This is a genomic window from Gabonibacter chumensis, from assembly GCF_024741215.1.
Lineage (GTDB): Bacteria > Bacteroidota > Bacteroidia > Bacteroidales > Marinifilaceae > Gabonibacter > Gabonibacter massiliensis.
The window spans coordinates 1-20,731 of the sequence record NZ_JANSKB010000004.1 but is presented as its reverse complement, the minus strand read 5'-3'; the positions used below and the strand labels follow the sequence as shown (position 1 = coordinate 20,731).

The following is a 20,731-nucleotide window of genomic DNA, read 5'->3' as shown; positions in this document are numbered from 1 at the left end:
GATCAATGAATTTTAAAATGCTCCAACACGTTTAACGGTTCCCAGCCCAACATACTCTTCGCTCTCTCGTTACTGAAAGTCAACGATTTCGTTATCTTGTCCAATTTCGAGGAATTGATAGGGGCTTTATCTCCCAAACAATCACCTGCCAATGCTAATGCTTTAGCCAACCAGTAAGGTATGTTCACCGGTAATTTCTTGCCCAGTTGAACCGAGATCGTTTTTTCGAGTTGCCGAAAACTCGGATGTTCGTCATCACACACGTTGTATATGCCCCCCTTGTCGACAGCCAGGAACAACAACCTGGCAATATCTTCCGCCATCAACACGCTCTTGCGGGCTTTTCCCCCGGCAATGCTTAAATAACGTCCGGTCCTGATCCCCTCGATCATGGATCTCAGGTTTCCCGGAGGATTTTTTCCTGCTAACAGAGAGGGACGCAGGATTGTTAATATGACGTTATGCATCGAGCACCACTCTTGTAAATAGATTTCCGCCTGTTTTTTACTGTCGGCGTAAGGAGAAGCCCCGTTCAACGGGTGATCTTCACCGATCAACTTTCCCGATTCGCAACCGTAAACGGCGACTGTACTGATGAAAACGAATGAACCTGGTACTCCCGCTTTTTCCAACGCCTCACATAAATTCCTCGTACCTTGTAGATTTACCTCGTAAAACTCCTGTTTTTCTTTTTCCGTTCCGGGAATGACGTGAGCCTTGCCGGCAGCATGCAGTACCACGTCATACCTCTTGGACAAGACCGGTACTTCTTTGGCCAGGTTTACCGTGTAATCATCAAGCGAGGTTAACCCGATCGTTTCCAACTCGTACTTCTTTGATAATAAAGGACCTGCCTCTTTCCCTAAAAAACCGGAAGCTCCCGTGAAAAGTAAATTCATATTACCTGTATATTTTTGATGTCGAAAGTTTTTGCTTTATCCCAGTCTATCAGGGAATCGGCTTGGCGAATATCGACGAAGTCGAAATCCCGGATGAGTTTCTGATATTTCTCGAAAGCGCCTCGCAAGCCCATCGAGTTTTTGATTTGGCGCATCAAAGGCAAGTGTTTCATCTTCGGTTGTGCCGGGTCGAAATCGCTCGGGTGGAAATAGTTTATCACGTAATCGCTATGTCGCATGAAATACTTTGTTAACCGGTAAGGTAAAATCCGGAAATACCCGCCGCCGGAAAAAATGATATCTTTACCGAGGAAACGATACACGTTCATCGGAAATTCTTTCAACTTGTAACCGTTGACGTCTATAATCCCGGGAACACCTTCCCCGTATTCTTTTAATCCCCCGAATTCCCGGTTGGCGGGAAATATAGAGCAATCGTATTTGAAGCCCAGCTCCGCGAGCACGTCAAAAACGTGCAGGTTTTGTTTCATGACGGAAAAGGAGGGGGCCCTGAAAGCATCCACCGCTTCACCGGTGATATCTTCCAGCAGAGCTTTCGATTTGAAAGTGTTGTTTTTGAATGCTTTATAATCTAATCTAAATGCCAGTTCATGCTGGTAAGAGTGACATCCCACGTGGTGTCCCTTCTCGTGAATCACTCGGATCACTTCGGGATGTTTTTGCGCGAGCCATCCCAGGCAGAAAAAAGTTCCCTTGACTTTCTTTTTTTCCAGTTCCGATAATATTCTCTCCAGAGGCTCGTGTATTCGAACTTCATGTTTATCCCAATCCATGTTTTGAGAGTAATTATCATGGCAGTACCAGTCCTCTATATCAAAGGTCAGAATATTCATTATAATAAAATAGTAAAGGGTTATACCGGATGATAAATTGGGATCAAGCCACGTCAAAATCGATTAACTGGAAAAAGATATTATCTTTCGTGACGGGGGGTAAGTTACCCGTTAGATCCATAAAGATTAGATTGAAAGGGGAGTGCTTGATAAAACCGGGGATACTGAAATAGTGTCCATTTTTTAAATCGGCCCCCAGACCCACGTAAAGATTTAGCGGTCTTAAAAAATTATTGGATTTTTTGAGATTTAACTTGGTCAGTAATTTTTCCGGAAAAACACCCATGAATGTTTTTACTCCCAACACGTTTCGGAATTTGTAGAAGTTCGTTTTCCCGACGATAGAGGTTTTATGAACAGCGTATTCCTGTTTACTTAATCTCCAGTTCAACAACTCCTCGTCCCAGTAAACGCTATACGTTTTGTTCGAAGCATATTTTATATCTGTTCCCCAACCCCACATGACATTTAATCGAGAGACTAAAGTAAAATTGAAATACTTCATAAAACCATGAATGCTATTTGCGTTAGCTACTCCGATTACAAATTTGTAACCTTTATCTCGTGCATAATCATATGTTTTTTTTGCTAACGTTGTAAATAATCCTTTGCCTCGATGATTGGGATGTGTTACTGTTGCCAGACTTAGTACGCCATCGATCAGATTATTTTGAATCTTCATTTTGACGGGAATACAGGCATAATGAGCGACCATATCATCACCATAGAAAGCGTTGAAGGAAATGACATGCCCCAAGGGATTATCTACATACAGGTGTTTGAATCCTTTAAGTGAAAATTTATGATTAGTACCGGCGTAAACGATATTTTGTAAATCAACCACCTTCTGTAATGCTAACCAGTTATCATCAAAGGATAATTGTTGTATTTTGTATTCCATGGAAAAATCTTTATAATAATTCATTTATTAGTTTAAAATAGGCTTTGAATAAATATTTGTAATCAAAGAATCGTGCGGTGTTTAATGCGTTTGTACACAGTGTATTGTGTTTTTCTTGATCTAATGATGCAAATTCATTGATAATTTCTGCGTATTCTTGGGCGCTACTTATGTTTTTAGATATTCCCGCATGGTGTTTATTTACAATATCGTATCCCATCATATTATTCGATAGAATTGGTTTGCCACTCGCCAAATATTGAAACAATTTGCCTTGACTTCCCCCATATTTTTGAGTGTCTACTTTTTTGTAATTCAATAAATTAAGAGAGCTGCATGACAAAATGTAGGGAACATATTTTATGTCAACCCATTTTTCTTTAAAAATGACATTATTTATGTTATATTTTGTACAATAATCTATTAACCTTTCTCTTTCGTCCCCATCTCCGTATATCAGAAATTTAATCTTGGGATTATTTTGGAGACAAGCAGCGGCATCTATTAATTGTTGTACATTATTGACTAATCGTATTGAGCCTAAGTAAATGACTTTAAAGTGAGAGTTATCTGATAAATCATTGTCTTGTATGATATAGTTCTTTTTGTTGTATTCGAATTCATCTAAATCGATGCCATTATTGATATAATGATATTTATTGATATCTATTTTTCCTCCATGGGCTATATCCCACCCTTTTTCTATTATATAATCTTTTCCTCCTTCCATGGTAAAAATTAATTTGTCAGCTTTTTCGTAAAGAAATCTTTCCATGTTGAATGCTAATTTTAACAGAGGATTACTCCTTTTTACCAATCCTGTACTTACGAATGCTTCCGGCCATAAATCCCATACTTCTGTTACATACCTGGATTTTAATCGTTTTGCTGCAAAATATACGGGGAGATCAAAAGGTACGTGTATATTATGGACAATAATGTCAGGCTTAATGAATTTTTTTCTGTAATAGAATAATCGCCATGCAAATAAGAATATGGAAAGCATGCGTTTTATTCCATTAGAGGAGTATGACGGTACTTTGAAAAAAACATATTGTATATTCTGGTATTTCGGTGTTATATATTTTCTTGAATCGTTAATCAGATTGAATTTTGCATAATGTAAAAAGCTACCTCCAAAAATGACGACATCATACCCTTTTTGGGTCAACATTTCTGCAAATTTGCGATGCCTCAAATGTGTATCGTGTTCAGGGGGTTGTGCGTTTACACTTACTAACCATACTGTTTTTTTACTTTTCATAAGCAAAAAGTGTCATGGTGTCAACAATAATTTGGATTTCTTCTTTTTCCATTACGGGACTTATTGGCAGGCTTAACTCCTCCCTATGGATTTGCTCGGTCACGGGAAATGATAAATTATTCCATGCTTTATAACACTCCTGTTTGTGTGGAGGAATCGGATAATGGATAATAGTTTGAATTCCTTTTTGATCAAGATATTGTCGAAGTTCATCTCTATATTTGCAGCGGATCGGAAACAGATGAAATACATGAGCATCCCAATCTTTTATAATAGGAAGTATGATCCTCGAATTCTTGATATTTTCGATATAATATCGAGCTACTTGTTTTCGAATGATAATATCTTGATCCAAATATTTTAGTTTCACGTTTAACACGGCAGCTTGGATTTCGTCCAACCGGCTATTCCGTCCCGTGTATTTGAAAATATATTTTTGATTTGATCCATAATTGGCCAAAGCTCTAATGACTTCGGCCAATTCCTTATCATTTGTTGTAATTGCTCCTGCGTCTCCTAATGCCCCTAAGTTTTTACCTGGGTAAAAACTATGTCCACTGACGTCTCCTAACGAACCCGTTTTTTTCCCTTCAAATAAACACCCATGAGCTTGGGCGTTGTCTTCAATCAATTTCAGATTGTATTTTTTACAAATATCTCCGATTTTTTCGGTATAGGCGCATTGTCCGTACAGGTGAACAATCAGAATCGCTTTTGTCTTTTCTGTAATTGCAGTTTCTATTTTTGTGTCGTCTATTTGGTAAGTTTCGATATCGGGTTCAACCAGTACCGGCTTTAAACCATTTTCCGTGATGGCCAATATGGAAGCGATATATGTATGTGCAGGGACAATGACTTCGTCTCCGGGATGAAGGACCCCCATTTCTATGTAAGCCCGAAATATCCAAATTAGTGCATCTAATCCATTTGCACAACCGATTGTATATTTTGTCCCAATATATTTTGAATAATTTTTTTCAAAATTTTCATTTTCTTTTCCCTGTAAATACCAACCGGAATCCACGACTCGTTTTACTGCCTCGTGTATTTCTTGTTGATATTTGGCTGTTATTTTCTGTAAATTGAGAAACTTTATCATTAAATTGTTATTATATTACTATCTTTTGTTCGTTTTCATTATAGTGAATGGTTATTTCAATTTTGTTCGGTCCATTCTTCAAAACCAATTCCTTGCCATGGCATTCCGCGCTCGAAATGATAAGGCCAAGGATAATGGCTAGTGCCTGTATTTCTATCTTTTATTTGGCTGACATTTTTTATTTCTTTAGCGGGACTGCCTAATGCTAACATGAAATCTCCAATATCCTTACCGACAACGCTACCTGCACCGATTAAACAATGCCTGCCTATTTTTATTCCAGGTAATAACACGCTTCCTGTTGCTATTTGAGAATAATCCTCAACTATAGGCCCTTGGCATAAATCAGAAGGAGGAGTCGGATCATTCGTGAAGATTACATAAGGATAGACGAAGACGAAATTGCCCAGTTTAGAACCTTGTCCAATATGTACGTTACTGTGTAAACGACAATAATTCCCAAATATGGCGTATCCTTGGATATCGTCTAATGTTCCCACGCTACAATGATGTCCGAATCTTGTGTATTCCCGGATCGTAACTCGATGTCCAGTCTGAAAATGATTTCCAATTTCACATCCTGCATAAATAATTGTATGACTACGAATTAGTGAATTATTTCCAATTATTGTGGGAGGATTATTATAGTTTTCAATTTCACTATAATAAATATTCAATGGTTCTCCGAGTATGCAGTCATTTGCGACGATGACATTGTCTTGAATGATAACATTGTCATAAATCACCGTATTGTCTCCGATTCGTACATTTTTTCCTATTTGGGCAGAAGGGCTAATCCGTACATTAAAATCATTAAATTTCATTTTTATAACTAATAAATTTATCGTATTCACGTATATAATCCGTTTCGTCATATTCCATCGAAGCTAATACTAAACAAACGGATCCAGAAGAAAAGTCATCCAGTGTCCTCCATATCCCAGGAACGATTAGCAAACCTTGGTAGGGGCGGTTTAAAGTAAAAGTACGTTTCACATCCCCGTCATCGAGAGTAACATTGAAACTACCGCTTGCTGCAATAATCAATTGATACAAATTCTTATGAGCATGACCTCCTCTTGATTCCCCACCCGGAATGTCGTATAAATAGTAAGCTCGTTTAATCGCAAAAGGAATGGTCTTGTTATTCTCTACAACGGAAATATTTCCTCTTTCTTGATGATGTTTATCCAGTTCGATAATCGTACAATCGTAAACTTTACTCTCTTTCCTCATTTGATAATGATTTAAATAGTTCATAATCGTAGATGTAATCATTTGCATCGAATGGAGTTGACGCTAATACCAAGGCTAAGGAGTTCGTTGAAAAGTTCTGCATTTGTCGCCAAATACATTTAGGGACATATAATCCGAAATAGGAACGGTTTAAAGAGAAAATCTTTTTTTGCTTTCCATCATCCAAAACGACATCAAAACTTCCGGACAAAGCCACAATAAATTCCTCGTTTTTACGATAAGCATGTCCTCCTCGAATCTGTCCGCCAGGCACATCGTATATCCAGTAGGAACGTTTTATATCAAAAGGAATATGCTTCCTTTGCTCTATAAAGGATAGATTCCCTCGATTATCTAAAAATCGAGGGAGATGTATGATCTCTACGTTATTTAACGTCATAATTTAAATTCATTACTTAATCATTGTATCTCAATAAAAATTCTTTCTCGTGTTTTCCCCAGTTAAACTCTTCCGAGATTGCTTTTTGTCCGTTTTTGCCCATTTGGTAAGCTTCGTCTTTGTGGTCTATGAGGTATTGCATAGCTTGGGCGATGGCTTTGCTGTCTCCTGGAGGTACGCATATTCCACAGTGATATTTGTCAATGATCAACTTTTTCCATAACTGAAAGTCTGTACAGATTACAGGCAATCCCATGGCCATGTATTCGAAGATTTTATTCGATCCCAACTGTCCTTCCCTATAACAACAGATGCCCACATAATCAAAGACGACAAGCCCGGCGAGTGCTTTAGAATAGTATTGGTCTAATTCCGTTTTGGAAACCCAATCTATGAATGTAACACGTTCTGATGCCGGCATGGTTTGAAGTTGTTTTTTTAATTCGGGATTGATTTTACCTACAATCATATATTTGGCCGCCGGCACGCAACTAAGGGCTTGTAAAATCTGTTTTTGATTACTCATTTCATATACGGTTCCTGCGTATATGAAAGTTTGATCTTTTGGGAGGGATATTTTATGTAAATGGTTAATTGTAGGATAGTTAGGAACAAAATATACCTGATCCGAATATTGTTTCAGATTGCTTACCATATTAGGGGAGACTGTGAAGATCGCGTCAAAATCATTCAAATGTTTTTTATAGAAAAAGGTCAGTCTTTTGGATAGAATTTTAGAAAGAAATTTTGGTAAAAAATTTATCTCCGTTATATAGGCTTCCCAATCTTCATGAGCATCGAAAATTACTTTTTTCCCTCTTTTTTTTAAATACAACCCCAAGGTAATTAGTTCCAAATCATGAAATTGGTAAATATCGGCATTCAGTTTTAGTGCTTCTTTTGCTAAGCTTCTCGAAAATAATAGTAATTTCGCCCGTTGGAATTTAGATAAAACTTGTTTGCCCCATGGAACTATCTTAACCCCATCTATGGCCTCAGCTGATTTATTATCCGCACATAATAGTGTTACCTCGTGACCAGCTTTACTTAGACTGCAACACTCTCTTTTGAATATACGTGTATCGTAGCGTTTATGAGCAACTGTTAAGTGACAGATTTTCATTGTTTTTATTGTGTATTTTTGAAGAGATTAACTCCCTGATGGTTAAAAATTTATAATTACCTACTGTTGCTTTCAAGAAATATTCTGTGTTCTTTAAGCTGTCGTCAGATACCCCTTTCGGATGACCAAGAATGACATAGTTCTCAAAATTCGGATTCTCAACACAGTATTTGTTGAAGTGCTTTAATAGAAAAGCAGACATGATTCCGTCAAGAGAGGCCCCAGTGGATTTTTTTCTGAGAAGTTGTGGTAATAAATGCTTAAGTACCTGCATCTTGGATAGATTATTTCCGATACCGACTCCTCGGGTATATAATGTATAATTACCAGTTGTTTTTAACTTCTTTTTTATTAGTAGATATTTAAATGGATTGTAAGAAATTGTACTGATTGGTAATTCATATAAATCTATATTTGAAACCTCAATAGATACGTTATCTTGGAAAGGATAGAGATCTTTTTTAGGTATATGGGAAAAATCATAAACATGATAGATAGAGTTTTCTTTTTCTCCCGGGACAACAGAAGTATCAACCTTAATTTCGTTTGCTCTTAATATTTGTCCATAGTTTTCCAATGTCTGTAATGAAAATCCTCCGGCACGAAAAGCTATAACTTTATCTTTTTTTATAGTAGATAGTAAATCAATAGCTTCAGAAAATAGTCTCTTTACTTCATTAGAATTCAAATCACTCAATTTATAGTGTTTAAAATCTAAATGCCATTCGCTTCCGTCATGAGTAGAATATAACCATTGGGGATGTAGATGTAATTCCAGATCATGTCCCTGATTATTAATCTCTTTCAAATGATTTAGTATGATTAAATATTCTTCTTGTAATTTAGTATTGTTAAGGGATAATTCTTTCATTCGTAATAGATAGGCCATATCAACCATAAAGGTGACCTTTACCTTGTATTTACTAAACAAATCAAGCAATTTATTTGTTGTAAGTATTAGAGTGTCATAAATGCCTCCAGTTTTTTGTCCTAAACAGAGTTCATAGTCTAATGTTATGATAATATTCTTCATTAAAAATTTCCTTTTTTGCGTTCTTCTTTTATGGCGTCAATAGGTGTATCATCTCTTTTTAATAATCTAAGATATCCCCATAATAAAGTTTGATACATAAAGTATTTAAGTGGATGAAACACGTAACGCCACATATAACCGATTTTGAAGTCACCTCCGAAGCGTGATTTAAACCGTTGTATCCCTTCTAATTTACTGCCTACGTCAGGATTGATTCTTGCTCCGACGAAATCATAATATTTTACTCCTCGTTCTTTCATTTTTAAAATTGCGGTCCAATGCAACAGATTCAGAGCTCCACTATGCGGGCGTTCTCGAGAACCGCCATACAAATAATATGATGTGAATCCTTTACTCCAAAGTAATATGGCACAACCGCAGATACGCTCATTGTCTTTTACTATCCAATAGTCCACATTTTCTCCCAGTATTTTTAAATTTGTGGCAAAATTGGCATTCGATGTCATCTTACCCTGCCTGGAAAATGTTTGCTGGATTATTTCAAAACAAGTTTGACTATACTGATTCCCGTAATCTATAATTAACCCGTCTTTTTCGGCTTTTCTTATTACATTTCGGTGTTTAGAATGTAATCCTTTAAATAATTCATCTTCTGTTTTACTTAGATCTAGGATATATGAAGCGAACTTACAGTATAAGGAACCTGTAGGGAAAACATCAGATACAACAGTGTTTACCGTAATCATCATATCTGTATGAAAGTTTTTCTTGACATACGTGATAACGTCGTTCAAAAAATTTTGTCGTTCTTCGTGTGTTGTCCCTCCAATTACAGCAGACGGTAATTGGATATATTTAAAAAAGAGTTTTTTTCTTACGATAAAAGGTTGTATACAACGGTCTTGTATAAAATATCCATAATCGATCATACTATTGGTCGATGCTAAATATTCAGGGTAAGCCAATACAGGCAATATATTTTTGTAATTGTCTATCTCCTTAATAATTTTCATGAACTCTATTATATCCTATTGCTATTATTAATGAATGTACTCACAATTATTTATTATCGATAATTTATGAAATAATGAGCAATCTTCGTACAGGCTGATCCGTCTCCATACGGGTTTGTAGCTTGACTCATTTGATTGTAGTAAGTTGAGTCGTTTAATAATTTGGAAACTTCATAAATAATTTTTTCATAATCGGTTCCTACCAGTTTTACCGTACCCGCTTCCAGCGCCTCCGGTCTTTCCGTAGTATCCCGCATCACGAGTACCGGTTTGCCCAGTCCCGGCGCCTCTTCCTGGATTCCCCCGCTGTCGGTCAGTACCATAAAGGATTTCTCCATCAGCAGGACGAAACTCAAGTATTCCAACGGCTCGATAAAAAACACATTGGCATTGGATTGTTCTCCGAATATCTCATGGATAGGCTGTCTTACATTGGGATTCAGGTGCATCGGGTAAACGAAATCTACCTGCGGATATTTTTCCGTTAAGGTTTTTATAGCCCGGCATATCTGGAGAAAGCCGTCCCCGAAATTTTCCCGGCGGTGGCCCGTTATCAATACCAGCTTCTTACCGCCTGTTAATCTGCCGGTATCATATCCGGCACGTTTTAGCTGCTCCTGTAATTGGGTATTAAGTACCGTATCGTTGTTGATCCGGTCTACAACCGTATACAAGGCATCTATGACCGTATTCCCCGTAACCAGGATATTCTGCTCCTCGACACCTTCGTTGAGCAGGTTCCGGCGGCTTAAAGGGGTAGGGGCGAAGTGGTGCGTGGCGATCCGTCCGGTGATCTGCCGGTTCATCTCTTCCGGCCAGGGGCTATGGATGTTGTGTGTGCGCAGTCCCGCTTCCACATGTCCTACTGGGATCTGCTGATAAAAAGCGGCCAGTGCAGCAGCCATAGAAGTGGTCGTATCTCCGTGAACCAGTACGATGTCGGGACATACCTCTTTCAAAACACCCCGCATTCCCGTTAATACCCGGGCCGTCACATCATACAGGTCTTGTCCTTGTTTCATGATATTCAAGTCATAATCCGGTATTATGTTAAAAATTTGCAATACCTGATCCAACATCTCCCGATGTTGACCTGTAACACAAATAATGGTCTGAAATTGTTCCGGGTATTTCTTAAACTCTTTTACCAGAGGAGCCATTTTAATCGCTTCCGGACGGGTCCCGAAAACTAACATTATTTTTTTCATCCTTATTTTTTATAGATCCCGCAAAAATCGAGAATTATTTTTTGGTCTGTCCAAGCTAATTCCTTAAACTCGTTGTGTGCGACGAGCATAACAGCAATGTCAGCTTTGTTGTAAGCCTCTTTATAGTTAGTCAGTTTGAATACTTTATGATTTTGCACATTAGGTTCAACTACTAAAATATCGGCGTTATTGCAGCTTTGCATTACTTTGCTGGTTATGTATTTGGCCGGAGATTCTCTGAGATCGTCGATATTGGGTTTGAACGCAAGTCCCATCATGGCTACAATCGGTTTACGATGGTTCTTCAATTCGAATTTCAGCATCTCATTTTGTACTTTTTCTGCGCACCAAAATGATTTATAGTTATTGATTTCCCGGGCGTCGGCAATTATTTTGGATTCCATGGGAAAATCAGCCGTAATAAAATAAGGGTCTACCGCTATGCAATGTCCTCCGACTCCACAACCCGGTTGAAGGATGTTGACTCTCGGATGCTTATTCGCCAATTCTATTAATTCCCACACGTTGATCCCGGCTTTATCACAAATCAGTGATAACTCGTTGGCGAAAGCGATTTGAACGTCTCGAGAGGAATTTTCGGTAAGTTTGCACATCTCAGCAGTGCGTGCATTGGTCCTATGCAAAGTCCCTTGAACAAACTGGCCGTAAAAAGCAGAAGCCTTCTCGGTTGATGCAGGATTTATACCCCCGATTACCCGGTCATTATGGACCAACTCATAAATCACGTTTCCCGGTAAAACCCGTTCAGGACAATAAGCGATGTAAATTTTATCTTTTAGTTCCGGGCGTTTAGAAAATATTAATTCTTTCATTTTATCCGTGGTGCCGATCGGGGACGTTGATTCGATGACATATAAATCTCCTTCTTTTAAGAAAGGCAAAACGGTATGGGTCGCAGCTTCCACGTAAGAGGTATCTGGTTCATGATTCCCCTTGAAAGGAGTGGGGACCACGATAAAATAAGCATCGCTTGTCTCAGGTTTCAAAGAAGCCCGCAAATATCCGTTTTGAACTACCTCTTGCAGATATTCTTCCAGTCCGGGCTCTATAATATGAAGTTGTCCTTTGTTGGTTAGTTCTACTACTTGAGGGTTGATGTCTACGCCGGTTACTTGTATACCATGCTTGGCGGCAATAATAGCTGTGGGTAAGCCAATATAGCCTAACCCCATAAAACATGCTTTCATAAATTATTTATATATAAATTTGGATAATCCAGAACACAAAAAATGATTAGGTGGAAATAAATTATTGATAATTTTCTTTATTTCGAGGAATATAATATAGCATCAACATCAATAATAAAAGGCCATGGGTTAATAGTGCCGTTGTAAATGTTGTGCTTAAAAATGCCAGAGCGACCATATACACGGGAACAAACATCAATCTTTCATCTACTCCATTCGATACGGATTCTATCAATTTTAGCAGAAAAACCAGTATTAACGGGAATAATAGTATTCCTATGATTCCGCAATTATAATAGGCATCGGTAAATAATCCGTTGTTTGCCCTTGTTTGGTAATCATTAAAATATTTAGTACCTATTAGAAATTCAATACCTCCTTTATATGGAGATTCAAAACCGAAATGTCTTAAAAAGCCCTGCCTAAAAAAATCGAGCTCATTGTCTTTAAAAAAATCATAATAATAATAGTTCAATTGACTAGGTATCAATAAGATTCTATATACAATAAAACCTACTAAAAACTGTTTGAAGAAAATGTATTCTATGACACTCCATGTACTCAGTAGCGCACATATACTGAAAACGTATAGAGAACGTCGATATTTGAAAAAGTAAAAACCTAAAATACATAAGAATAAAGAAAATAAAACACCTTTACTACCTGCGATCCCAAAATTTAGAAGAATCACAAATATTAATGCCATGGATAAAATGTTTTTTTTCTTTAGGATACAATAGATTAATATGACAGGCAGTAATTTATCGGCAGCTGTCGCTAAATAGCCGACTATAGCCCCGATATCATACTCTCTTGCTTCTAATCTTAGATCATAGACATCTTTAATCCCCCAATGGAATCTAAATCCAGTATATTTCCATGATACGTATATTACGCTTGCACAAAGCAGAAAACTAATTAAAATAAAATTTCTTTTATTCCCGTTTTCTTTGATTCTGAATCTGGTAAAGATTGCATCGTATGAAAAAAAGCAAAACCAATAAATATATAATAGTATAATGAATTTTGTTTCGAAATTTAAATAAGCTATCAAAGTCGTAGAGGGAACAAGTGATATTGCTGTAAGTAAGAGCAAGACACTATTGGAATAGGTTATTTTTCTGTTTATTCTTAAGATAAACGGAATGAACGTTAATAGAAAACACCATGATATGATATAATTCCCGGTAGTAAAATGGTTGCCTAATCCTGCATATTCAAATCCGTTAGATATAACTAATTCGTAAGAGTAATCTAATGCTATCTTATATAGAATAATTGAAAAAATAATCCAAAAATTATTATATGTGTTTTTAATCATTTTTCAATTGTATAAGATTCAATCTTTATGATTAATTTCTTTAAACAAGACACACTCCCCATGACCCGGGTAGACTATTAATTCACTTTCTTTACCCTTGAAATAATTTGATAGTCTATTCAAAGATTCCGATAGTTCTTCTTTTGAACCGCCTTTTAATTTGGTAATCGTTTTAAAACCAGGTATAAGAGTATCTCCCGTGAATAAAAATTTCTCATCGATACTGAAACAGATACTTCCTTTACTGTGTCCCTTGGTTAAAAAGAAGCGAATGATACGGTTATTCCAATTTAGCGGATGATTTGTATCTTCAATACGGATATCTGCCTCATGAATACTTGTCGGCATGACATTTTCCGCGTATTTGGAAAGATTCCATTCCGGTAACCGGATGTTTTGAGCGCATACCGACGAGCATATTAACTTAATGTCCGGGTAATATCTTTTTAATTCGTTATATCCTATACAATGGTCATAATGTTCATGTGTCAGTATGGCGTATTCCGGTTTTAAATTATTTTCCAGGCAGAAAGAAACGATTGAAACAGGATCGGGTGTTCCCGGATCTACCACGATGCAATCGTTCTGATACGGGAGCGATACGATATAGCAATTGGAAGCGACCGGAGAATTTATTATTCTTTTTATCTGAACCAACTCTTTAATCCATTACTTTTGCCGGATTCCCCACCACGGTCGAATTTTCTTTCACTTTTCTCATCACGACGCTTCCCGCTCCCACGGTTGCTTTATTCCCGATTGGTAAGCCGGGATAAATAACCGATCCCGTGAAAACGGATACCCCGTTCCCGATCCTGTTTTTGCCGCTGACAAGTGTTCCAACGTAAAGATGGGAATAGTCCCCGATTGCCGAGTCGTGTCCCACGTTACAATGATCTTGTACAATAGTGTGGTTTCCGATTGTCGTGTTGACCGATATCGTTGTAAAGGCTCCTATTATATTCCCTTTTCCCAGTTTGGCGGAAGAACAAATATTGGCGAAAGGATGAATAACGTTGATGAAATGTCCGCCTTTAGCTTCAATGCACCGCGTTATAACCTCCCGTTCTTGTCCGTTCACGTACGAACAGATAAAAACGTCTTCCGGTTCTATGGAGTATTCCTCTACCGTTGAAGCGAGGATGGTCGTGTCATTCGGTGTATCGAATTCAGATTTTAAATATCCCTTTATCACCCACTCCTTGTTGTATGCCGTGCTTTTGCGTGCGTATTCTTCAACGACTTTGCTGAAATTGCCAGTGCCGATTATGATCAGTTTTTTCATAACATACTTACCTTAACGTAAATCCTCCGTCCATGATGAAAAAATTACCGGTTACCCATTGGGAGGCATCCGATAAAAAATAGACGGCTGCATAGGCGATCTCTTCCGGTCGGGCAAATCTTCCTAACGGGTAATCTTCTTTGATTTTTTCTATCTCTTCTTGCAGGGTGTATTTTTTTAGCATCTCTGTTTCAACGAAGGCGGGTTGGATACAATTAACTCTGCCTTTTAGAGGTAGTAACTCCAGCGCTAATATTTTAGAGAATGAATTTAACGCTCCTTTTGAGGCTGCATACAATCCATTGGAAACTGCCGGATAGTAGGCGGAAATGGATGATAATATGATCACCGATGCAAATTTGTTCAGCTTCTTTGATTTTAGTAGAGAGCGAATCAATAAAATCGGAGCGAATAAATTAATGTTCATCATTCGATCTATTTTATCCCGATTGACATGCTTGATTAACGATTTATCATTAATACCGGCACATAACACGACGCCGTCTATTTTATTAATCCGATGACATAGTACTTCAATTCCGTCATCGGAAGTTAAATCGGTTTGCACGGATTGATGTTTTTCTCCCTCTAATAAATTTAATGTTTCCCGTAAACGGGACTCGTCACGTCCCGTGATAATTAGGGAGGCCCCCATTTTTGAACATTCTATGGCAGTAGCCTTGCCTATCCCCGAGGAGGCTCCCGTCACAAGTATGGTTTTGTTTTGTAAATTGAAGGGATTCATGTATACGCGTTATTCAGTAAATTTATAAATATACAAGGTCGGAACAATGTATATCACCTTGCGTCTCGATGTATGCAGATGCCACGGAGAACCCTCCTCCAATAGTCGACATCAGTAACTTTAATTTCTCTTTCGCTAATGGCTGGTTTAATTTTAAAGTCATGGTTAACGGGATGGAACCCCCACTCGTGTTTCCGTAATCGGGAAACGTGTAAGGAGTCTTTTCTGCCGGGATCTTTATTTTTTTGCGAATTTTTTCGCATAAAAATTTGTTGGCCTGATGCATGACTAAGAAATCGATATCGTCTTTATTGATATCGTAATGATTCATCAAGGCCCCGACAGATTTAGGCATATAAGAATTGGCAAAAGAGAAAACATCTGTCCCGTTCATTCTCAGGTGTGTCCTGTTCCGCTTTATGCCCTCCTCGTCTTCTTCCATGACGAAAGAGTCGGGGGTAATAGGATGCCGGTATCCCCCGTCGGGAATATACACGGAGCTGAACTCGGAACCGTCCGTGAGAAAGTGAAACTTCATTAAGTCGTAATTGTCCGGTCGATATTCCAAAGCGGTAACCGTTCCCGCATCGCCGAATATCAAATAGGTACTTTGGTCGTAATAGCTGACATTTTTGGATTGCGTGTTCCCGACCAGAAGTAAACCTTTTTTAAAAGATCCGGTTGACATCAGGTTACTGATGATGCTCAGCCCGTATAAATACCCGGAGCAACCGTGGTTGATATCGAATGCCATGATGTCCGTCGGTAGGCCTAAACGATGTTGAAGAGTACAGGACGTGGAGGGGAGTTTATAGTCTCCCGTGTGCGAGGCAAATACTAACAAATCGATTTCAGATTTATCCCATTGTAGATCCTTTATCAACTTTTCAGCCGCCTCGTGGCAAAGATCAGAGGTGCATTGATCTTCCTTTGCCCGGTGTTTTTTCAATACACCTACTGATTCCACGTACTTTTCCAGCATCTCTCTCGGTAAAAGATCGTAATCGAGAGTCTCTTCCACGGCGGAAGGGACACAAGCTGAAATTCCTGCTATCTTTACTTTTTTGACTTCAAGAAATGACATTACTTGGACTCGATCAAGTTATACAAATCTTCTATGGTTTTGCAAGATCTTAAATCTCCTCCTGAAATGCGTTTCCCCATTTCATCGTCGACCATGGCAATTATAGACAGTGCTACCAATGATCCCCATTCACCTAAGTCTTTATAGATTGTTGAAGGTGTGAACTTTTCAACCGGGGTATCGTCAAATTGTTCCGCGAATAACTGTACGAATTCTTCTAGTTTCATGATTCTTTTTCTTTAAATGGATTTATACTATTATATTCTTCTATTTCCCAAATGGAAGTTACTTTTTTATCGGGATACATGCGAGTAACGATCTTTTGCAGCGTGTCATCCGTGCCGACCTCGTAAAATTCCGTTACTCCGTCTTTTACCATGTTATTGACCATATCCGTCCACAATACGGAATGAGTTATATGAATAACGAGATTATCTTGAATTTCTTTCGGATCAACATGAGCTTTCCCGTCCACGCATTGGTAAATGGGACAATGCGGTTTCCTGAATTCCGTGTCCCTGATTATTTTACCTAATTCTTTTTCCGCTTCTATCATGAACGGGGAGTGGAACGATCCCCCGATGGCTAAAGGAACGGCTTTTTTGGCTCCTTCTTTTTTAAATGTTTTACAGGCTATTTTTACTCCTGTCTTCGAGCCTGTAATGACTACCTGACCGGGTCCGTTGTAGTTCGCAAAATAGATGGGTTCACCGGATTCTTCTGAGATTTCTTTTAATCTTTTTTGAATATATTCATCCGGAAAACCGATAACGGCTCCCATGGCCGTGTCAAATTTTTCGCATACTTTTTGACCGATTAAGGCCCTGTTCAATACAAGATTTAAACCGTCTTCGTAGGATAAACAACCGTTAACGACCAAAGCGGCGAATTCTCCCAACGAGTGTCCGGCGACAACATCCGGTTGAATTTCATTTTGTGTCAAAGCGGTAGCCACTTCATACACGAAAACGGCGGGCTGCGTGTTTTTAGTCTCCATTAATTCCAGTTCATCTCCATGGAACATAACATCGGTTATACGCCTGCCGAAGTAATCATTAGCCCGTTCAAAAAGTTCCTTGGCCCGGGGAAAATTGTCGTAAAGTTCTTTTCCCATGCCTTCTTTCTGGCAGCCTTGTCCCGGAAATATAAAAGCTTTCTTCATTTTATTACTTGTCAAATTTATAACCTTTTTTCCCTGAGTTTTGATACACGTCGATTCCTTTTTTTCCCAAGTTGATTAAATGAGGTATTATCTCTTTCGCGTGATATACTCCGATAATTAAATTTGAGATTTGAGAACATGCATACCATTCTTTAGCGAAGTGTTTTTTGACCATTGTTGTTGTTCCAAATAATTTATCTCTGATGCGGATCTTTTTGTCGTAACAATAATAACATTTCTGTTTGCCATCTAAATCTATGTATTCGTGTTTTACGAGAACAGGCGTATAGAAAGAAGAATAATATGGATAATCTTTCCTTAATACAGATTCCACGCAGTGTAGCATTGTTCCGATGTAATATTTTCTTAAACCGAGTGTAAAAACTAATGCGTCAATCTGAGACAACCTGAAATAAGGAGATTTCTCGTCCCAGCAAGATTCTCCCAAGTGGTGTTCCGCAAGTAAGAAATCGCTTTGAGGTCCTAAAGCGCAAACAGAATGTTGAACATTAATACTTCTTTTAACCCCAGGATACCTTCTGAAAGTCTCGGCCAATGTCCCCGCACCCGTAACGCTTTTTTTTACATTAAATATTTTTCCTTTACGTAGTAGAGGAAAAGCGGGCATGATTAATGTTCCTTGAGGGCCGATTATTTCTAAAATCGCATCTATCAGATTTTCTTCAGAGCCGTTATAGTTATACATTTCATCCCAAGAAGAGTGAATGAAAATGTTACTTCCCCTTTTCATACCCATTTTTTTCATCTCTTCTATGATCTCTTCTGTCCTTATTTTCTTTTTATATATCCAAGGTCCATATCTTAATCTAAAGTATTTTTGGAAAACTCTAGGGGTAAGACATTGGTTTTGAGGAATTCCTAAAATCTTTTTAGCTACTCTTATCGTTTTTTTTCTTATTTCTTGCTGTTGGGACATTTATTTTTTTCCTTTGGAATAATAAAAAGATATGACTAATAAATATATATAGGCGGTACTTTTACATACGCTAAATAGTATTAGTGCATGATAAATATCAAAATGCCATGTATAAGCAAAAACTAAAGGAACTATTGAAACAAAAGTGTAATATATTTGCCATATTAAATTTTGTTTTAGTTTGTTCGTTATGATCAATACCCCAGATAAAGATATTGCAATAAAATCAATGGCGATCATGGGAAGTAATATTTGGGCATATTTGCCTGCTACTGCCCATGGCTTACCTAATACGAATACAAAGAGATCGGGTAAAAAATAAATGACAGCTAAAGAAGTAATTAATGTTAATGCAAACATTAATTGAAATAGTTTTATGAATAACCCTCTGAAACTTCCTTGCTTAATGTATATATCATTGGCTTTCTGCCTGAAAACGTCCCGAACAGAATTACTTATTACACTTATGGGTACGCTTAAAATACTTATTGCCATAGAGAAATAACCTACTTCAGTATTATTGTAGTAAGCACTAAGGATTAAAACGGGAACAGCACCTCCTACTGTGTTTAATAATTGAGCTGGCATCGTAAATTTAGGGAATTCGATGAACTTAATAGCCATTGCTTTCATCCCTTTGTAGGTAACCTTTTTAAAGATACCCCAGTCTTTATTTAGCACACGGAAAACGCAACATAACGCAGTGATAATTCGCCCAATGACATCTCCGATGATTAAACCTGAATTTTGAAATTTTGTAAATCCGAATAGTAGTTTACCCAGCGTTACGGATACGGAATTTGTAATTTTATTTAAGGATAAATTGAAATAATATTTTTTTCTGACACACCATTCATTATAGCAATTAAAAATATTGATAAAGAAAGCGGCAAACGGACAGATTAATATCCAATATTCCAAATTATTACCACATAATCTCCCAATCTCATTTCGGAAGAAATATAATGGCAATAAAATAATCAATAAGAACAAAGCACTGATCACCAGTGATAAACAAGTGGTGTTAGCTGCATCTTTATCATCTTTTGCTACAAGAATAGCAAATTCGTATTTTCCCGTAGAGATGACAGTTAGAATCGATATGACCGAAGTTAATGATGCCAAGATGCCGAACTGCTCGGGACTGTAAATTCGCGCAAGGATAGGATAAATTAATAGTGGCAAAAATTGAGCAATGGTTGTACCTATGGTTAAGGTCAGTGCATTTCTCGCAAAAGGACTGTTTTTATAAAAACCTAAAAAATCGAATATCATTGGTTAACAAATTGCGAAGCACTATTTTGCTGAGCGATTGCCTCTCTATGATCGCTTATTTTTGGATATGCTAAGTTTATAATTGTATTTTACTTCTCAGCAAGTGAATATTTAGCACTTTAATTATAGAATATGATTAGTTGTTTTTTTATTATATTTAACACTGTTAAATTATTGCTTGTTAGTGAATTATATAACCTTATTAAAGGTTTTTTTATGTTGTGAGAAATCATTCAATAAACGACCGATTAATGATATATATGCTAATATGTAAAGTAATACAAATATATGTTAATATATACTATGTTTTCTAATTAGAGATTCATGAGTTATTTCATAGCTCCGCCCCGTCAATCCCATGTAGGATCTAATCAGTATTTTCTGTTTTGTATCATATATGATACATTTTCGGTCGCATTATAACGAGTGCAAAAGTAAAAAAATAATACTACATACAAAATAAACGACTCTTTTATCTCGCATTTAGCAAGCTTTTTTATCGATTATGTTCTTCACTACCATTTTATTGTTGAATTTATTTTTTTTGTTGTCGACATTTATTTTTTATATAAACCGTTCTTCTTAGAACGTAAAGTTATGCCAGAATTCATCATATATATAAATTAATATAATTATACATATAATTATATATTAAACATCAACTGAAAATATCATTAATCGGTCGTTATTTGATCTTGAGGTAGAGATTGTTCAAGAATCTTT

The 20,731-nt window shown here is 37.3% G+C and carries 22 protein-coding genes; all 22 read right to left on the bottom strand.

Going from position 1 to position 20,731, the window contains the following annotated elements:
- Positions 1-2: 2 nt before the first annotated feature.
- The 22 genes from NVS78_RS11275 to NVS78_RS11170 all read right to left on the bottom strand — a co-directional run bounded on the left by NVS78_RS11275 (position 3) and on the right by NVS78_RS11170 (position 20,008).
- A complete protein-coding gene (locus tag NVS78_RS11275; RefSeq protein ID WP_286359273.1) occupies positions 3-899 on the bottom strand; it encodes an NAD-dependent epimerase/dehydratase family protein in 897 nt (298 codons plus the stop codon).
- A complete protein-coding gene (locus tag NVS78_RS11270; protein ID WP_353620737.1) occupies positions 896-1,693 on the bottom strand; it encodes a polysaccharide deacetylase family protein in 798 nt (265 codons plus the stop codon). The genes NVS78_RS11275 and NVS78_RS11270 overlap by 4 nt, the downstream gene beginning before the upstream one ends.
- Positions 1,694-1,796: 103 nt before the next feature.
- Complete coding sequence (locus NVS78_RS11265) at positions 1,797-2,654, bottom strand: GNAT family N-acetyltransferase (protein WP_286359271.1); 858 nt, start codon at positions 2,652-2,654, stop codon at positions 1,797-1,799.
- A 10-nt stretch (positions 2,655-2,664) separates the two neighbouring features.
- Positions 2,665-3,918: a glycosyltransferase family 4 protein gene (locus tag NVS78_RS11260; RefSeq protein WP_286359270.1), complete on the bottom strand. Its 1,254-nt coding sequence runs from the start codon at positions 3,916-3,918 to the stop codon at positions 2,665-2,667.
- Entirely contained in the window at positions 3,908-5,017 is a 1,110-nt protein-coding gene (locus tag NVS78_RS11255) for a DegT/DnrJ/EryC1/StrS family aminotransferase (protein ID WP_286359269.1), read from the bottom strand. The genes NVS78_RS11260 and NVS78_RS11255 overlap by 11 nt, the downstream gene beginning before the upstream one ends.
- Positions 5,018-5,073: 56 nt before the next feature.
- Positions 5,074-5,841: an acyltransferase gene (locus tag NVS78_RS11250; RefSeq protein ID WP_286359268.1), complete on the bottom strand. Its 768-nt coding sequence runs from the start codon at positions 5,839-5,841 to the stop codon at positions 5,074-5,076.
- Entirely contained in the window at positions 5,831-6,253 is a 423-nt protein-coding gene (locus tag NVS78_RS11245) for a sugar 3,4-ketoisomerase (protein ID WP_286359267.1), read from the bottom strand. The genes NVS78_RS11250 and NVS78_RS11245 overlap by 11 nt, the downstream gene beginning before the upstream one ends.
- Positions 6,237-6,653: a sugar 3,4-ketoisomerase gene (locus NVS78_RS11240; RefSeq protein ID WP_286359266.1), complete on the bottom strand. Its 417-nt coding sequence runs from the start codon at positions 6,651-6,653 to the stop codon at positions 6,237-6,239. Before NVS78_RS11240 ends, NVS78_RS11245 begins: the two co-directional genes overlap by 17 nt.
- A 16-nt stretch (positions 6,654-6,669) precedes the next feature.
- Positions 6,670-7,776: a glycosyltransferase family 4 protein gene (locus tag NVS78_RS11235; RefSeq protein WP_286359265.1), complete on the bottom strand. Its 1,107-nt coding sequence runs from the start codon at positions 7,774-7,776 to the stop codon at positions 6,670-6,672.
- Complete coding sequence (locus NVS78_RS11230) at positions 7,745-8,809, bottom strand: polysaccharide deacetylase family protein (protein ID WP_286359264.1); 1,065 nt, start codon at positions 8,807-8,809, stop codon at positions 7,745-7,747. Before NVS78_RS11230 ends, NVS78_RS11235 begins: the two co-directional genes overlap by 32 nt.
- A complete protein-coding gene (locus NVS78_RS11225; protein ID WP_286359263.1) occupies positions 8,809-9,783 on the bottom strand; it encodes a lipid II:glycine glycyltransferase FemX in 975 nt (324 codons plus the stop codon). Before NVS78_RS11225 ends, NVS78_RS11230 begins: the two co-directional genes overlap by 1 nt.
- A 53-nt stretch (positions 9,784-9,836) precedes the next feature.
- Positions 9,837-10,991 carry a non-hydrolyzing UDP-N-acetylglucosamine 2-epimerase gene (gene wecB / locus NVS78_RS11220; protein WP_286359262.1) on the bottom strand — a complete coding sequence of 385 codons (1,155 nt, stop codon included), beginning with the start codon at positions 10,989-10,991 and terminating at the stop codon, positions 9,837-9,839.
- Positions 10,992-10,993: 2 nt separating this feature from the next.
- On the bottom strand, positions 10,994-12,199 hold the full coding sequence (wecC, locus tag NVS78_RS11215; protein ID WP_286359261.1) for a UDP-N-acetyl-D-mannosamine dehydrogenase: 1,206 nt from the start codon (positions 12,197-12,199) through the stop codon (positions 10,994-10,996).
- A gap of 61 nt (positions 12,200-12,260) precedes the next feature.
- Positions 12,261-13,520 carry a hypothetical protein gene (locus NVS78_RS11210; protein ID WP_286359260.1) on the bottom strand — a complete coding sequence of 420 codons (1,260 nt, stop codon included), beginning with the start codon at positions 13,518-13,520 and terminating at the stop codon, positions 12,261-12,263.
- 18 nt (positions 13,521-13,538) lie between these two features.
- A complete protein-coding gene (locus NVS78_RS11205; RefSeq protein ID WP_286359259.1) occupies positions 13,539-14,177 on the bottom strand; it encodes an MBL fold metallo-hydrolase in 639 nt (212 codons plus the stop codon).
- Positions 14,178-14,181: 4 nt separating this feature from the next.
- Entirely contained in the window at positions 14,182-14,805 is a 624-nt protein-coding gene (locus NVS78_RS11200; RefSeq protein ID WP_286359258.1) for an LbetaH domain-containing protein, read from the bottom strand.
- A 7-nt stretch (positions 14,806-14,812) separates the two neighbouring features.
- Positions 14,813-15,550 carry an SDR family NAD(P)-dependent oxidoreductase gene (locus NVS78_RS11195; protein ID WP_286359257.1) on the bottom strand — a complete coding sequence of 246 codons (738 nt, stop codon included), beginning with the start codon at positions 15,548-15,550 and terminating at the stop codon, positions 14,813-14,815.
- A 22-nt stretch (positions 15,551-15,572) separates the two neighbouring features.
- A complete protein-coding gene (locus NVS78_RS11190) occupies positions 15,573-16,634 on the bottom strand; it encodes a 3-oxoacyl-ACP synthase III family protein (RefSeq protein WP_286359256.1) in 1,062 nt (353 codons plus the stop codon).
- Entirely contained in the window at positions 16,634-16,861 is a 228-nt protein-coding gene (locus NVS78_RS11185) for an acyl carrier protein (protein WP_041502351.1), read from the bottom strand. Before NVS78_RS11185 ends, NVS78_RS11190 begins: the two co-directional genes overlap by 1 nt.
- Positions 16,858-17,796 (bottom strand): ACP S-malonyltransferase, encoded by a 939-nt coding sequence (fabD, locus tag NVS78_RS11180; protein WP_286359255.1) that lies wholly within the window; start codon positions 17,794-17,796, stop codon positions 16,858-16,860. The genes NVS78_RS11185 and fabD overlap by 4 nt, the downstream gene beginning before the upstream one ends.
- Before the next feature lie 4 nt (positions 17,797-17,800).
- The gene (locus NVS78_RS11175; protein WP_286359254.1) at positions 17,801-18,733 is read right to left on the bottom strand and encodes an AAC(3) family N-acetyltransferase; all 933 of its coding nucleotides are present in this window, start codon (positions 18,731-18,733) and stop codon (positions 17,801-17,803) included.
- The gene (locus NVS78_RS11170; RefSeq protein WP_286359253.1) at positions 18,734-20,008 is read right to left on the bottom strand and encodes a lipopolysaccharide biosynthesis protein; all 1,275 of its coding nucleotides are present in this window, start codon (positions 20,006-20,008) and stop codon (positions 18,734-18,736) included.
- Positions 20,009-20,731 lie beyond the last annotated feature (723 nt).